Source organism: Stenotrophomonas sp. TWI377, from assembly GCF_039674525.1.
Lineage (GTDB): Bacteria > Pseudomonadota > Gammaproteobacteria > Xanthomonadales > Xanthomonadaceae > Stenotrophomonas.
Genome location: NZ_JBDJNT010000001.1, coordinates 23,740 through 37,794, shown reverse-complemented (window position 1 = coordinate 37,794; position 14,055 = coordinate 23,740). Strand labels below are relative to the sequence as shown.

Here is a 14,055-nt window from a genome sequence, read left to right as displayed (position 1 = left end):
CGTCCCCTGGCGACCGCCATTCGTCACTTGGCGCGGCGTCGGCTGGTTGCGCCCACTGTTCGGACTGCGCCGGCAGCCGGTATCGTTGCCGGTCCCGCGGGCGGTGGCCCGGCACTGAGGAATACGGATGTTCCAGACCCATTGGCATGTGTGGCTGCAGTCGTTCTTCGATGCGGCGTGGATGTTGCCGCTGATGCGCGTCGTCAGCACGCTGGGCTACGAGTGGGCGTACGTGCTGTTGATCGTGGTCTGCAGCTTCGGGATACGTCTGCGCGCGGGGTTGGGCATCATGATGGCGGTACTGCTGATGTCGATGGCCACGCACGCGATCAAGCAGGGTGCTGCCCTGCCCCGCCCCAGCGATGTCGACATCCACGTGCTGGACAAGGGCCGCCCTGGCCATGCGATGGTGGCCGATGGTGCTGCCGGATCGTTCTGGTCGCTGCCGACCGATGAAGCCATTGCAGCGTTGCGTGCGCAGCCGGATCCGGACTATGGGTTCATCAGCGGGCATGTGGGCGTAGCCACAGCGGCGATGACGGCTCTCGTGCTGTGCTTCGGTATCCGCAGTGCTGGCTGGCGAATCGCGCTGCTGATCGGCTGGCCGTTACTGATGGCGCTGTCTCGGATGTACCTGGGGCGGCATTTCGTGTCCGATGTGCTGGGCGGCTGGCTGGTCGGGATGGCCTTGGGCTGGCTTGCCTGGCAGTGCCTGCCAGCGCCCGCGCGCCGCAATCGAACCCGCCACCTCATCCTCGCCACCCTCGGCGTCGGCGTGACGGCAGCGGCGCTGACGACCCAGTTCGTCCCGCCAGACAGCGCGGGGCGGTATCTGGGGCTGCTGCTGGTCTTCGCCTTCCTGCACTGGCGCGGCTGGCCGGTGGATCCGCAGACGCCGTGGCAGCGGATCGGGCGGGTACTCGCCGTGATCGGGCTGTATCTCGTCATCAGCCCGGTGCTGGAGGCGGTTGCCACTGCACTGGCACTGCCGGACACGGCGGTGGTGGAGGTAGTGTTGAACGCCATCGGCAACGCGGCGATCTTCATCGGCGGCATCGCCTTGGCGGGGTATTGGCCGCTCACTTCACCTCGAACTCCCCCACCAGCACCGTCTCTGCCCGGTCCTTCAACCGCAGCGTGACCTGCTGGTCGTGCTGGTCGCGGCTGCCCCATTTGGTGCTCAGGCGCAGCATCAACGTGGTCGCGCCAGTAACCAATTGCTCGCGGCTCCCGAAGTAGTTCGCTTCGATCTTGTAGGTGCCCGGCTTGGCATCACGCAACGAGAACTGCTCCGGGCCATAGCCGCCGGTGAAGTCCTGCGACATCTGCCCGCCCTGGTAGGTCAGCCGGTTGCCGTAGTAGGCGCGCTCGCCATTGGGATCGGTGACCCACAGGTCCATGTCGCTGTTGTCGCTGTCCCAGCTCAGCACCACGCGCAGGTCCAGCGGCATCGCACGGCGCAGGCGCGGATCGATGGCCGAGGCGTCGACGCGCTCGCGTGCGATCAGTCGGGTCAGTTCATCCAGCGCGATCAGCGAGATGCCGTCGAAGCGGCCATCCCACGGGCGCACCACCACTTCATACAGCGATGCCACCGCCGCCTGGTACTGCCCGGCCGCTTCGAGCGCCAGGCCCAGGTCACGGAAACTCTGCGGCTCCTCCTCGCCCATCGCCAGCACTTGGCGGAACACCGGCACGGCCAGTGCCGGCGCCTTGGCCTGCATCAGGCGATAACCGAGTACGCGCAGCACGTGGCGGTTTTCCAGCTGCATCTCAGCCAGGTTGGAGAGCACGCGCAGGGCCAGGTCACGCTGTCCGCTGGCCAGCAGCAGATCGGCCACGTCCAGATAGAAGGCGCTGCTGCCAGCGTGCTGTTCGCGCTCCTGCAGATACAGCGGATACAGCTGCGCCGGCGTGGCATCGCGCAGGCGGCGTGCATAGGCCGAATCCGGTGCCCACGGTGCCAGGGTCAGGGTGATCTGCCCGTTGTTGGCCTTCGGTGCCGACTTGGCGCGACGTTCACTAGTGGCCTCTGCCTCATCGGCAACCGCCGAGGCGGTCAGCTCGACACGGTCCAGCGCCATCGGCGCCGCAGGTGCCGGCGGTGGCGCGGCCATCGCCATGGCGACTGGCGCGGCGACGGATCGGGATTCCTGCTTGGGCCGCGGTGGCGCATCCTTGGGCCAGCGGGTATTCCACCACTGCTCGCGTTCGGCGAACTGGCGGGCGATGCCATCCCGGCGGCGTTTCCGCTCGCTTGCCAGGTCCGCCACCGTCACTGCATGGCGCTGGTCGTAGGCCGCACGCAAGGGTGCAGGCGGACGGATACCGTAACGCAGGTAGTCCTCCAGCGTTTCAAGAACCAGCAGCGAGGTATCGGCGGTCACCACTCCGAACTGCTGCGACAACGCCTTGGATGCCTGCGCCCCGGCCGGGTCCGCCGCCAGTGCGGCCAACCGGGCATTCGCCCATGCGTGGGCGACCAGGCCGCCTTCCACCCCACGTGCGTTCGCGACGCTGAGGGTGATCGGCTGCGGATCGCTGCCGCCACCGCGAAGAGACAGCAGCACCGTCGCATCGGGACGCAGCACGCGGCCGGTGACGCGGATCCAACCCTGCGTTGCGCTGGAGGCATCCACGTTCACGTCCTCCACGCCACGTGCCCGCACCTCGGCAACCTCGACCGGCTGCTGGAGCAGCAGCGGCATCACGCCTGGCACCTCCGCCTCGCTGCTCACCTGCAGCAGCTGGCCATGATGGGCGCTGGTCCAGGCGCGCAGGCGCGGTGTGTCGGTCTTCGCACCGGCGCTGCTCAGCGCATACAGGCGTTGATCGGGCGACAGCGTGGGCAGCGTCTGACTGCCGTAGTTGGCCAGGCCATCGCTGACCAGCAGGTACTCGCCGATGGCAGGGTTCGGCGTCCAGTCGCCCAGTGCACTGGCGCCATCGTTGGGCAGCGCCCGCAGGTACTCGCGCAGTGCTGACCAATCGCCCTTGTTGATGGTGAACTCCCGCGGCGTTTCGCAGCGGTCACGCAGCACGGTCAACTGGACCTGGCCGGTGCCGAGGGCCTGGAAGTAGCGATCCAGCACAGCGCGTTCAGCTGCACCGTTGCGTGTGCCGGCCGAGCCCGATGCATCCCAGAGCAGGCCGATGCGCCGAGGCAGGACACGCGCAGCGGTGGAGGTCCGAACCGGCACGCTGGCCAGCAGATAGCGCTGCCCCTCATGCAGGCCAGTGACCACGTCAGTGCTGCGCGCGAGCGGAAGGCTCCACTGCAGGTGTGCCGGCAGATCCGCGCCCCGCCCTTGCCACTGCGCCGCATAGGCGCCGGTCTTCAACGTGAACCCGAGGGGATTGACGCCCACGGCGACCGGCTGGCCGGTCCCGCTGGCCTCCAGCCGGACCGTTACCCGCTCCGCCTGCCGTGCGAAGAACACGGGCAGTGACCACTGCAGGCCCTGCGGGACGGTCGGCAGGCTGTCGCGCAGCACCAGGCGGACGCGACGCTCACCACGCGCCGGGATGGGATAGAGCCGCAGCCGGAACTGATTGCCGGCGGTCTGTTCCAGCAGCCCTGGGTCAACCTGGCGGCGCTCGATCGCCTCGAACACCTGGCGACCCTGCGCCTTGGGGACTGGCACCGCGTCGCGCAGCTCACCATCGATATCCAGTGCGAACCCGGCCACCTGTTGGCCCCCAGCCAGCGGGAACGCCAACTGCCCTTCGAGCACCCGCGCATTGGGATTGTGGAAGGTCAGCTCGATCGTGGTTTCACCCAGCCCCGCCATGACACGGCTGTCGATACGGGCCTCGGTCAGCCGCACCGGCACCTCGGCGCCAGCGACCTGCAGGATCGGCGGCCGTGGCGGCGGGAAACGCCGCGCCTGTGCGTGGGCGCTGGGCAGCTGCCAGCACAGCAGCGCAAGCAGACCGATACTGCGCAGTGCGAGTCCCATGTGACGCTCCTGATCCGATGACACCTCATTGAACGCACGGCGCACGAGAACGGGGTTGAGCGGCGGCAATCGCCTGTTCCGGTCATGGACGCCTCATCCGCGCTGGGCCAAGATCGCCCTCCACGGATTGATGGACCAAGGTTGCCGCATGCGCCTGTTGTTGACCGCCCCGCTGTTGATGGGGCTCGCCCTGCCCGGTTACGCCGCCGCGCCCGTCGAGGGCGTGACGTTCACCCACCACGACTGGACGCTGGCCTGCGACAACACCCGTACCTGTCGCGCCGCCGGTTACCAGGCCGATGACAATGGCGGCGACCCGGTCTCGATCCTGCTCACCCGTGCCGGCGGGCCGGACCAGCCGGTGCAGGCCGAACTGATGCTGGGCCAGTACGACGACAACACCGCCACCCAGCGGCTCAGCCTGCAGATCAACGGCACTTCGCTGGGCCCGATGCAGTTCGATGCCGCCGATGGCACCGCTACTTTTTCCGCCAAGCAGCTCGCTGCCCTGCTCGCCTCACTGACACGCAACAGCCGCATCGAGCTGATCGGCGACGATGGCGCGCGCTGGACGGTCTCTGATCAGGGCGCCTCGGCCGTGCTGTTGAAGATGGATGCGTTCCAGGGTCGCCTTGGCACACCCGGCGCGTTGATGCGCAAGGGCACGCTCGCCGAATCCTCGGTGCCGCCCGCACTGCCGGTGCCGGTCGTGCAGCTGGGCAAGCCGGTGGCCACCCGCCCGGCGGATACCGCGCTGGCCGCATCGCCGGCGCTGCGTGCCGCCCTCGCAGCAGTGACTTCAGCCGACGATTGCGAAGCGCTGGGACCCAGCGGCAGCGTGTCGCCCGGCGAGGAACCCGAAGCGCTGACGGTGCAGCGGCTCAGTGCCGACAAACTGCTGGTCTCGCTGAGCTGCTGGCGCGGCGCGTACAACACCGGTGACGGCTACTGGGTGATCAACGACCGCGCGCCGTACCAGCCGCGGCTGGTCACCACGGCAGCGGTCGGTGATGAGGTGCACACCATCCAGGAGGCGCACAAAGGCCGTGGCCTTGGCGATTGCTGGTACTCCACCACCTGGGGCTGGACCGGCACGCAGTTCGTCAAGACGGAAGAGAGCAGCACCGGGCTGTGCCGCCTGGTCGCCGCTGGCGGCGCCTGGGAGATGCCGACACTGGTGACCAAGGTGCAGGAATGAACCACTCGATCGACGCGATCACCGTTGGCCCGGCGATGCTCAGTCGTCGCCGTCTTCCCAGCCGTCGAACGGGAACAGCGCGGGCAGGATCGTCTCCATGACCGCCATGCTCTGCATCACGGCGTGGTCGGCCGAGTACGGGCGCGAGACTACGGCGTGATGTGCGTGCACAGGCCTGTCCGGTGCGCTGGAGAGGTGTTCGACGTAAGCGACAAGCAGACGTTGCGCGGCCTGATGCCGATCCGGGCCGTCCTGGGCCGCGCGCAGCGCTGCATGCGCGGGACGCAACGCGGCGGCATCGGGCAGGTGGCAGGTGTAGGCCAGCGTACCGGTCTGATCGTCGGCATCCCGGTAGTCATCCGGGTCGTCCGAGGGCTGGTAGGCCGTGGCCACGCAGCGGGTCCGGCGTAGCCGCGCCATCACCGCGGCAACCGCATCGTCGACGGTGATCGGACCGGTGGACGCGCCGTCTCCGCCCTCGATCCGTGCGGCCAGTTCCTGCCGCAGCAGCCACGCCACACTTTGGCGCGAGCCTTCCAGGTCCGGGAATTCGAAGCCCTCGCGGGCGGAGAGTTCGGTGCGTGCGGTCTCGTCACCCTGCAGCACGATGCGACTCTGCAGATCGAAGCGTTCGGTAGGCGACAGGCGCATGTGGGTCTGCGCGGTGCGGCTCAGGTCAGGCATCCGCGCAGTGCTCCACGATCAGCTGGATCGCGCCACCGCCCCGGTAGTCATCGCTGACCAGCCGGTAGGCGATATGGACGTGGTTGGCCGGCGCATTGCCCGTCCAGCCGCTGAAGTGGATGGCGCTGACCGGCTCGGGGCGGCCCGGCACGCGCAGGCTCAGCTTGAGGTGCTTCTCTTTGAGCACCTGCCAGCGCGCCACCTGGAAGTGACCATCGAACAGTGGCTCGGGGAAGCCCTGCCCCCACGGCCCGGCCAGGCGCAGCACCTCGGCATGGGCGAAATCCAGTTCCTGCGGCAACAGCTCGCCATCGGTCAGCAGCAGCTGCTGCAGCGACAGCGGATCGAGCGTGCGCTCCACCACCTCCACGAAGGCCTGCTCGAACGCGGCCAACTGCGCGTGCGGCAGACTGAGGCCGGCGGCCATGGCGTGGCCACCGAATTTATCGATCAGGCCTGGGTGCGCCGCGTTGACCAAGGCCAGCGCGTCACGGATATGGAAGCCGGGGATCGAGCGCGCCGAGCCACGCAGCGAGTCGCCGCCGGGCTCTGAAGGTGCGAACGCGATCACCGGCCGGTGCAGGCGATCCTTCATCTTGGAAGCCACCAGCCCGACCACGCCGGGATGCCATTCGGCATCGAACAGGCAGGCGGCGACCGGGCGCACGCCCTCGGCACTGAGCACCGCCCGCGACACCGCCAGTTCGGCGTCGTCGGTCATCAGCTGCTGGACGGCGCGGCGCTCGGTGTTGATCGATTCCAGCGTCGTGGCGATCTCACGCGCGTGGGCACGGTCTTCGGTGAGCAACAGCTCGATGCCCAGCGCCATGTCTTCCAGCCGGCCGGCCGCGTTCAAACGTGGGCCGAGCGCGAAACCGATGTCACTGCCGGTCAGCCGCGACGCGTCACGCCCGCTGGCCTCGATCAACGCCTGCAGCCCCACGCAGCCCTGCCCGTTGCGCAGCCGGCGCAGGCCGGCCGAGACCAGGGCGCGGTTGTTGTCATCCAGCGCGACCAGATCGGCGACGGTTCCGACCGCGACCAGGTCCAGCAGGGTCAGCAGATCCGGTTCCGGCGTCGTGGCAAACGCGCCCTGCTCGCGCAGGTGGCGGCGCAGGGCCATCAATACATAGAAGATCACCCCGACGCCGGCCAGTGCCTTGCTCGGGAAGGCATCGCCGCTGATGTTGGGGTCGACGATGGCATCGGCCGGCGGCAGATGTTCGCCCGGCAGATGGTGGTCGGTGACCAGCACCTTCCAGCCGAGTGCCTTGGCCGCATTGACGCCAGCGTGGCAGGCGATGCCATGGTCGACCGTGACCAGCAGACCCGGATTGAGCGGGGCCAGCTCGGCCACCAGCGATGGCGACAGCCCATAGCCATGCAGCATGCGGTTGGGCACCGCGTGCACCACATCGCGCGCGCCGAGCATGCGCAGGCCGCGCACCCCGACCGCACAGGCGGTGGCGCCATCGCAGTCGAAATCGCCGACGATCAGGATGCGTTCGTTGGTGGCGATCGCATCGGCCAGCAGCGCTACCGCGGCCTGCATGCTGCCCAGCAGATCCGGCGCATGCAGCTGGGCCAGCTTCGGCTGGGCCTGCGCGGCATCGGTCACCCCGCGCGCGGCGTACAGGCGCTGCAGCAGCGGCAACATGGAGGACGGCCACTCGCCGACGGCGGCGGCAGGACGGCGCTGGATACGGGGTGCTTCAGACTGGGTCAAAACGGGCTCGATCGATGACGTGCGTGACCATGATACCGCCCTGCCATGGGTAGAGCCGGCCGCTGGCCGGCTGCCGATCGTCGCACTCAGAGGTCGTGCAACTGCACCGGCTTCTTCCAGAACCGCCAGCGCTGGGTCTTGTCGATCTCCACGCGGGCGCCGTCCTCGAAATCCAGCACCAGCCGCTTCAATTCCCCGCGAGCAATCGCCGCCAGCAACGGGCGGATCGCCTCATTGCCCAACTGTTCCAGCGAACGCAGCTGACGCAGGTCCACCAGGGCATCCACGGTCTGCTCGCCATCGGCCTGCAGACCCGCGGCCTTGGCCAGCGCCTGCAGCAGCGCATCGCGGCTGCGGACCTGGGCATGCGCGGTGGTCACGCGCTCCGGCAGCTCACCGCCGCCCCAGAACCACAACGAGTTGATCGCACGTTTGCCGTCGGCCACGCGCTGCTGGTTCCACTCGTGCTGGTGCAACACCACCTGCGCTTCGGTCAACAGGGCGCGCCAACGGCGGCCCGCATCGCCTTCAGGCAGATGGGCAAACAGATCATCGCCAAGCACTTCATCAGGCTCGGCGAACGCGGGCAGCGTGGTGCCTAGCGGCAGGCGCAGGTACCAGCGTGACGGCACCGGGGCATCCAGCACGAAACCGAACCCGGCAAACAACGGCTGCAACGCCGGAAGCAGGTGCATGACATCGGCCAGATCGGGACGCAGGGTATCCCCGTGCCCCATCAGGCGAGCACCGTGCATGTCCGGCACCACGTTGGCCGGATCGGCCCGCAGCCACACCGCCCCGTCGGCATCGCCGACATCCAGCTGGCGGGTCAGGGCGGCGGCAGACCACGCGTCCGGCTGCGTCTGGAAATGCCGACGCAGCTGGGCGCGTTCGCCTGCCTCGGCGCTGCGGCGCTGCGCACGCCCCAGCGCCTTGGCGACGTCATCGGGCAACGGCGCCGCCGGAAACCGGCTGCGTGCCGGCAGCAACAACGTCGCCGTGGCCATCGCCGTCAGTCCAGGTACTGGACGCTGACGATTTCGTACTCGCGCTGGCCGGCCGGTGCGTCGATGGTGACCGCATCGCCTTCCAGCTTGCCGATCAAGGCACGGGCCAGCGGCGAGGAGATCGCGATCAGGCCCAGCTTGATGTCCGCTTCCAGGTCACCCACGATCTGGTAGCGCTTTTCTTCATCGCTTTCCACGTCCGACAGCTCGACGGTGGCGCCGAACACCACCTTGCTGCCGGCGTTGAGCTTGGTGATGTCGATGATCTCGGCATGCGACAGCTCACCTTCCAGCTGCTTGATGCGGCCTTCGATGAAGCCCTGCTCCTCGCGCGCGGCGTGATACTCGGCGTTCTCCTTGAGATCGCCGTGCTCGCGTGCCTCGGCGATTGCCGCGATGACCTTCGGGCGCTTGACCGACTTCAGGTGGTCAAGCTCTTCGCGCAGACGCTGCGCGCCCTTCAGGGTGATCGGTGCTCTCATGCGTTCAACTCCTTGTGCAGTTCCTGCAGCGACCAGACGGGGCCGGTACCGCGGAATTCCAGTGATTGCACCAGCGCCATGGCGCCGGCGATGGTGGTCGAATAGGTCACGCGATGCTGCAGCGCTTCGCGACGGATCGAGAAGGAGTCATTGATCGCCGCGCGACCTTCGGTCGTGTTGACGATGTAGACGATCTCGCCGTTCTTGATCGAATCGACGATGTGCGGACGGCCTTCGACCACCTTGTTGACGATCTCGCAGGCCATGCCGTGCTCCTGCAGCCACGCGCCGGTGCCACGGGTGGCCACCAGGGTGTAGCCGCGCTCGAGCAGTGCCTTGGCGACCGGCAGCACGCGCTTCTTGTCCGGGTCACGGACCGAAACGAAGGCCTTGCCCAGCGGCGGTGCCTTGATGCCACCGGCTTCCTGCGCACGCGCGAAGGCGGCGCTGAAGCTGCGGCCCACGCCCATCACCTCACCGGTGGAGCGCATCTCCGGCCCGAGGATCGGATCGACGCCCTGGAACTTGGCGAACGGGAAGATCGCTTCCTTGACCGAGTAGTAGCCCGGCACGATTTCCTTGGTCGCGCCCTGCTCGGCCAGCGTCTTGCCGGCCATGCAGCGCGCGGCGATCTTGGCCAGCGGCATGCCGGTGGCCTTGGAGACGAACGGCACGGTGCGCGAGGCACGCGGGTTCACTTCCAGCAGGTAGACGATGTCTTCGCCGTTCTCGCCAGCCTGGATCGCGAACTGGGTGTTCATCAGGCCGACCACGTTCAGGGCCTTGGCCAGCTCCACCACCTGGCGACGCAGCTCGGCCTGGGTCTCGGCCGACAGCGAGTACGGCGGCAGCGAGCAGGACGAATCGCCCGAATGCACGCCGGCTTCTTCGATGTGCTCCATCACGCCGCCGATCAGCACGTTGCCGTCCTTGTCGGCAATGATGTCCACGTCCACTTCCACCGCGTTGTCCAGGAAGCGGTCCAGCAGCACGGGCGAATCGTTGGAGACCTTCACCGCGTCACGCACGTAGCGGGCCAGGTCGGATTCGCCGTAGACGATTTCCATCGCGCGGCCGCCCAGCACGTAGCTCGGGCGCACCACCAGCGGGTAGCCGATCTCGCGCGCCAGCAGCAGGGCTTCCTGGTCGTTGCGGGCGATGCGGTTCGGCGGCTGCTTCAGGCCGAGCTTGTCGACCAGCTGCTGGAAGCGCTCGCGGTCTTCCGCCAGATCGATGGAGTCCGGCGAGGTGCCGATCACCGGCACACCGTTGGCTTCCAGCGCGCGCGCAAGCTTCAGCGGGGTCTGGCCACCGTACTGGACGATCACGCCCTTGGGCTGTTCCAGCTCGACGATCTCCAGCACGTCTTCCAGCGTCAGCGGCTCAAAGTACAGGCGGTCGGAGGTGTCGTAATCGGTGGACACGGTTTCCGGGTTGCAGTTGACCATGATGGTTTCATAACCATCCTCGCGCAGCGCCAGCGCGGCGTGCACGCAGCAGTAGTCGAACTCGATGCCCTGGCCGATGCGGTTCGGACCGCCGCCCAGGATCATGATCTTGTCGCGGTTGCTCGGCGCCGCTTCGCACTCGTCCTCATAGGTCGAGTACAGGTACGCGGTGCTGGTGGCGAACTCGGCGGCGCAGGAATCCACGCGCTTGTACACCGGGCGCACCTTGTGGGCACGACGCAGCGCGCGCACGGCCGCTTCGTTGGTGCCGGTCAATTCGGCCAGGCGGGCATCGGAGAAACCGGCGCGCTTGAGCTTGCGCAGACGTGCCGCATCCAGCGCGTCGATGCCGTCGGCGGCCACCTCGGCTTCGGCCTGGATGATCTCTTCGATCTGGTCCAGGAACCACGGGTCGATGTGCGAGAGCGCGAACACCTCTTCCACGCTGAAACCGGCGCGGAACGCATCACCCACGAAGAACAGGCGCTCCGGGCCCGGGGCCTTGAGCTCGCGCTTGATGGTGGTGATGTCGTCTTCGTTGGACAGGTCCAGACCGGTCGGGTCCAGGCCGATCTTGCCGGTTTCGAGACCACGCAGCGCCTTCTGCAGCGACTCCTGGAAGGTGCGGCCCATCGCCATCACCTCGCCCACCGACTTCATCTGGGTGGTCAGGCGCGCATCGGCCGCCGGGAACTTCTCGAAGGCGAAGCGCGGGATCTTGGTGACGACGTAATCGATCGACGGCTCGAACGAGGCCGGGGTCAGGCCGCCGGTGATCTCATTCTTCAATTCGTCCAGGGTGTAACCCACGGCCAGCTTGGCCGCGACCTTGGCGATCGGGAAGCCGGTGGCCTTGGAGGCCAGCGCCGAGGAACGCGACACGCGCGGGTTCATTTCGATCACGACCACACGGCCGGTGGTCGGGCTGATGCCGAACTGCACGTTCGAACCGCCGGTATCCACGCCGATCTTGCGCAGCACGGCGATGGAAGCATCGCGCAGGCGCTGGTATTCCTTGTCGGTCAGGGTCTGGGCCGGGGCCACGGTGATCGAGTCACCGGTGTGCACGCCCATCGGGTCCAGGTTCTCGATCGAGCAGACGATGATGCAGTTGTCGGCGGTGTCGCGCACCACCTCCATCTCGAATTCCTTCCAGCCCAGCACCGACTCTTCCACCAGCACTTCGGTGGTCGGCGACAGTTCCAGGCCGCGGGTGACGATGTCGACCAGCTCTTCGCGGTTGTAGGCGATGCCGCCACCGCTGCCGCCCAGGGTGAAGCTGGGACGGATGATGGTCGGGTAGCCGACGCGGGTCTGGATGTCGATCGCTTCTTCCAGCGTGTGCGCGACCGCAGCGGACGGGCACTCCAGGCCGATCTCACCCATGGCCACGCGGAACAGCTCGCGGTCTTCGGCCATGCGGATCGCATCGCGCTTGGCGCCGATCAGCTCGACGTTGTACTTCTCCAGCACGCCGTTGTCGGCCAGGTCCAGCGCGCAGTTCAGCGCGGTCTGGCCGCCCATGGTCGGCAGCAGCGCGTCGGGCTTTTCCTTGGCGATGATCTTCTCGACCGTCTGCCAGTTGATCGGCTCGATGTAGACGGCGTCGGCCATCTCCGGGTCGGTCATGATGGTGGCCGGATTGCTGTTGACCAGCACCACGCGGTAACCCTCGTCGCGCAGTGCCTTGCAGGCCTGCGCGCCAGAGTAGTCGAACTCACAGGCCTGGCCGATGACGATCGGGCCTGCACCGATGATGAGGATGGTTTTAAGGTCAGTGCGCTTGGGCATTGTCTTCTCTAAGTCTGGACAGCGAGGCAGATGGGGGTGATCGCACGCTGTCGATCAGGAAATATCGTCGGGGTTCAGCGCGATCCGGCACTGGTCCTGCAGTCCTTTCGCCAGCTGCACGCCGATGTCGTCGGGCAGCTCCGATTCGATGTCGAGCGTGGCGATGAAGCGGGTGTAGGCCGGGCTGGTCAGAAACGCCGCCACGTCGGCGCGTTCCTTTTCACTCAGGTCGGCGTTGGCCTTGGCGGCAATCGTCGATGGATTGGCACCGGCGAAGGCCGAGGCGAGGCTCTTGCCGCCCGGGGTCCCCAGGAAGCGCGACCACTCCGCGATCACCTGGTCGCCGTCGTTGCCGAGGCCGCTGATCACCGAGCGACGGAACTGCGCGTCGAGCAGGCCCTTGATCGGCGCATACGCGCACTGGCGATCGGTCTCGGGCAGCGCATTGAGCGCCGGCACGTTCTCGACCATCAGTTTGGCCATGTCCGTGCCCAGCGTGCCCAGGCCCAGCGACTGGACCACCGCCCGCACCTCGGCATCCGTGGCCGGCGCGGCCTGGGCCACACCGGTGAGGCACAACAGCGACAGCAGCAGCGCGGGGCTGCGCATCACGCCTTGGCCTCGGCCATCAGGGTCACGAAGCGATCGAACAGCGGGCCGACGTCGTGCGGGCCCGGCGAGGCTTCCGGATGGCCCTGGAACGAGAACGCCGGCACGTCGGTGCGGGCGATACCCTGGTTGGTGCCATCGAACAGCGAACGGTGGGTCACGCGCAGGTTGGCCGGCAGCGACGCCTCATCGACCGCGAAGCCATGGTTCTGCGAGGTGATCATCACGCGGCCGCCATCCAGATCCTGGACCGGGTGGTTGGCGCCGTGGTGGCCATGGCCCATCTTGACCGTCTTCGCGCCGGAGGCCAGCGCCAGCAGCTGGTGGCCCAGGCAGATGCCGAAGACCGGCACTTTCTTCTCGAGGAAGGTCTTGATCGCGGCGATCGCGTAATCGCACGGTTCCGGATCGCCCGGACCGTTGGACAGGAACACGCCATCCGGATGCATCGCCAGCACTTCGGCGGCCGGGGTCTGCGCCGGCACCACCGTCAGCTCGCAGCCGCGCTCGGCCAGCATGCGCAGGATGTTCAGCTTGGCGCCGAAGTCATAGGCCACCACCTTGAAACGCGGTGCGGCGTTGACGAAGGCATTGCTGTCCAGATCCAGCTGGCCCTCGGTCCAGGTGTAGCGCTTGTCGGTGCTGACGACTTTGGCCAGATCCATGCCCTTGAGGCCGGGGAACTTGCGTGCCGCTTCCAGCGCGGTGTCCACGCTCAGGCCTTCGCCGGCCATCAGCGCACCGTTCTGGGCGCCGCGCTCGCGCAGGATGCGCGTCAGCTTGCGGGTATCGATACCGGAGATGGCAACCACGCCGCGCTGGATCAGCCAATCCTGCAGCGACACCTGGCTGCGCCAGTTGCTCGGGCGGCGCGGCACATCGCGCACGATCAGGCCGGCCGACCACACCTTGGCCGCTTCATCGTCCTGGTCGGTCATGCCGGTGTTGCCGATATGCGGGTAGGTCAGCGTGACCATCTGCCGGGCGTAGGAAGGATCGGTCAACACTTCCTGATAGCCGGTCATGGCGGTGTTGAACACCACCTCACCAACGGACAGGCCGGGCGCGCCTACGGATTCGCCCTCGAATACGGTGCCGTCTTCGAGGACGAGGATTGCGGCTTGGGTCACGGAAATCTCACTTTGGCTACC

Annotated in this window: 10 protein-coding genes; 2 read left to right on the top strand and 8 right to left on the bottom strand. The window is 67.5% G+C overall.

All coding sequences use genetic code 11. The annotated features are described in order from the left end of the window. The first annotated feature begins 127 nt into the window (after positions 1 to 127). Entirely contained in the window at positions 128 to 1,141 is a 1,014-nt protein-coding gene (locus ABE546_RS00170; RefSeq protein ID WP_346462207.1) for a phosphatase PAP2 family protein, read from the top strand. On the opposite strand, the gene ABE546_RS00165 is transcribed toward ABE546_RS00170, so the two are convergent. Next, entirely contained in the window at positions 1,080 to 3,959 is a 2,880-nt protein-coding gene (locus ABE546_RS00165; protein WP_346462206.1) for a VIT domain-containing protein, read from the bottom strand. The two genes, ABE546_RS00170 and ABE546_RS00165, sit on opposite strands and share 62 nt — an antisense overlap. Positions 3,960 to 4,107: 148 nt before the next feature. On the opposite strand from ABE546_RS00165, the gene ABE546_RS00160 reads away from it, so the two are divergent. Continuing rightward, positions 4,108 to 5,157: a DUF1176 domain-containing protein gene (locus ABE546_RS00160; protein WP_346462205.1), complete on the top strand. Its 1,050-nt coding sequence runs from the start codon at positions 4,108 to 4,110 to the stop codon at positions 5,155 to 5,157. A gap of 39 nt (positions 5,158 to 5,196) precedes the next feature. Here ABE546_RS00160 and ABE546_RS00155 read toward each other — a convergent pair whose 3' ends face one another. From ABE546_RS00155 to carA, 7 genes are all read right to left on the bottom strand, one after another. Next, positions 5,197 to 5,841 (bottom strand): hypothetical protein, encoded by a 645-nt coding sequence (locus ABE546_RS00155; protein ID WP_346462204.1) that lies wholly within the window; start codon positions 5,839 to 5,841, stop codon positions 5,197 to 5,199. Continuing rightward, positions 5,834 to 7,498 carry a single-stranded-DNA-specific exonuclease RecJ gene (recJ, locus tag ABE546_RS00150; protein ID WP_346462691.1) on the bottom strand — a complete coding sequence of 555 codons (1,665 nt, stop codon included), beginning with the start codon at positions 7,496 to 7,498 and terminating at the stop codon, positions 5,834 to 5,836. The genes ABE546_RS00155 and recJ overlap by 8 nt, the downstream gene beginning before the upstream one ends. Before the next feature lie 155 nt (positions 7,499 to 7,653). After that, positions 7,654 to 8,574, bottom strand: a complete 921-nt coding sequence (locus ABE546_RS00145) for a phosphoglycerate mutase (protein WP_346462203.1) — start codon at positions 8,572 to 8,574, stop codon at positions 7,654 to 7,656. A 5-nt stretch (positions 8,575 to 8,579) separates the two neighbouring features. Next, on the bottom strand, positions 8,580 to 9,044 hold the full coding sequence (gene greA, locus ABE546_RS00140; RefSeq protein ID WP_026069738.1) for a transcription elongation factor GreA: 465 nt from the start codon (positions 9,042 to 9,044) through the stop codon (positions 8,580 to 8,582). Between the two features lie 8 nt (positions 9,045 to 9,052). Next, positions 9,053 to 12,295: a carbamoyl-phosphate synthase large subunit gene (carB, locus tag ABE546_RS00135; RefSeq protein WP_313218218.1), complete on the bottom strand. Its 3,243-nt coding sequence runs from the start codon at positions 12,293 to 12,295 to the stop codon at positions 9,053 to 9,055. 54 nt (positions 12,296 to 12,349) lie between these two features. Then, the gene (locus ABE546_RS00130; protein WP_346462690.1) at positions 12,350 to 12,904 is read right to left on the bottom strand and encodes a hypothetical protein; all 555 of its coding nucleotides are present in this window, start codon (positions 12,902 to 12,904) and stop codon (positions 12,350 to 12,352) included. Then, a complete protein-coding gene (gene carA / locus ABE546_RS00125) occupies positions 12,904 to 14,034 on the bottom strand; it encodes a glutamine-hydrolyzing carbamoyl-phosphate synthase small subunit (protein WP_313212716.1) in 1,131 nt (376 codons plus the stop codon). Before carA ends, ABE546_RS00130 begins: the two co-directional genes overlap by 1 nt. Positions 14,035 to 14,055 lie beyond the last annotated feature (21 nt).

Coding starts and splice junctions, on each gene's coding strand:
- ABE546_RS00170 (WP_346462207.1), top strand. CDS start 128: ATGTTCCAGACCCATTGGCATGTGTGGCTGCAGTCGTTCTTCGATGCG.
- ABE546_RS00160 (WP_346462205.1), top strand. CDS start 4,108: ATGCGCCTGTTGTTGACCGCCCCGCTGTTGATGGGGCTCGCCCTGCCC.
- ABE546_RS00155 (WP_346462204.1), bottom strand. CDS start 5,841: ATGCCTGACCTGAGCCGCACCGCGCAGACCCACATGCGCCTGTCGCCT.
- ABE546_RS00130 (WP_346462690.1), bottom strand. CDS start 12,904: ATGCGCAGCCCCGCGCTGCTGCTGTCGCTGTTGTGCCTCACCGGTGTG.
- ABE546_RS00145 (WP_346462203.1), bottom strand. CDS start 8,574: ATGGCCACGGCGACGTTGTTGCTGCCGGCACGCAGCCGGTTTCCGGCG.
- recJ (WP_346462691.1), bottom strand. CDS start 7,498: ATGTTGCCGCTGCTGCAGCGCCTGTACGCCGCGCGCGGGGTGACCGAT.
- ABE546_RS00165 (WP_346462206.1), bottom strand. CDS start 3,959: ATGGGACTCGCACTGCGCAGTATCGGTCTGCTTGCGCTGCTGTGCTGG.
- carB (WP_313218218.1), bottom strand. CDS start 12,295: ATGCCCAAGCGCACTGACCTTAAAACCATCCTCATCATCGGTGCAGGC.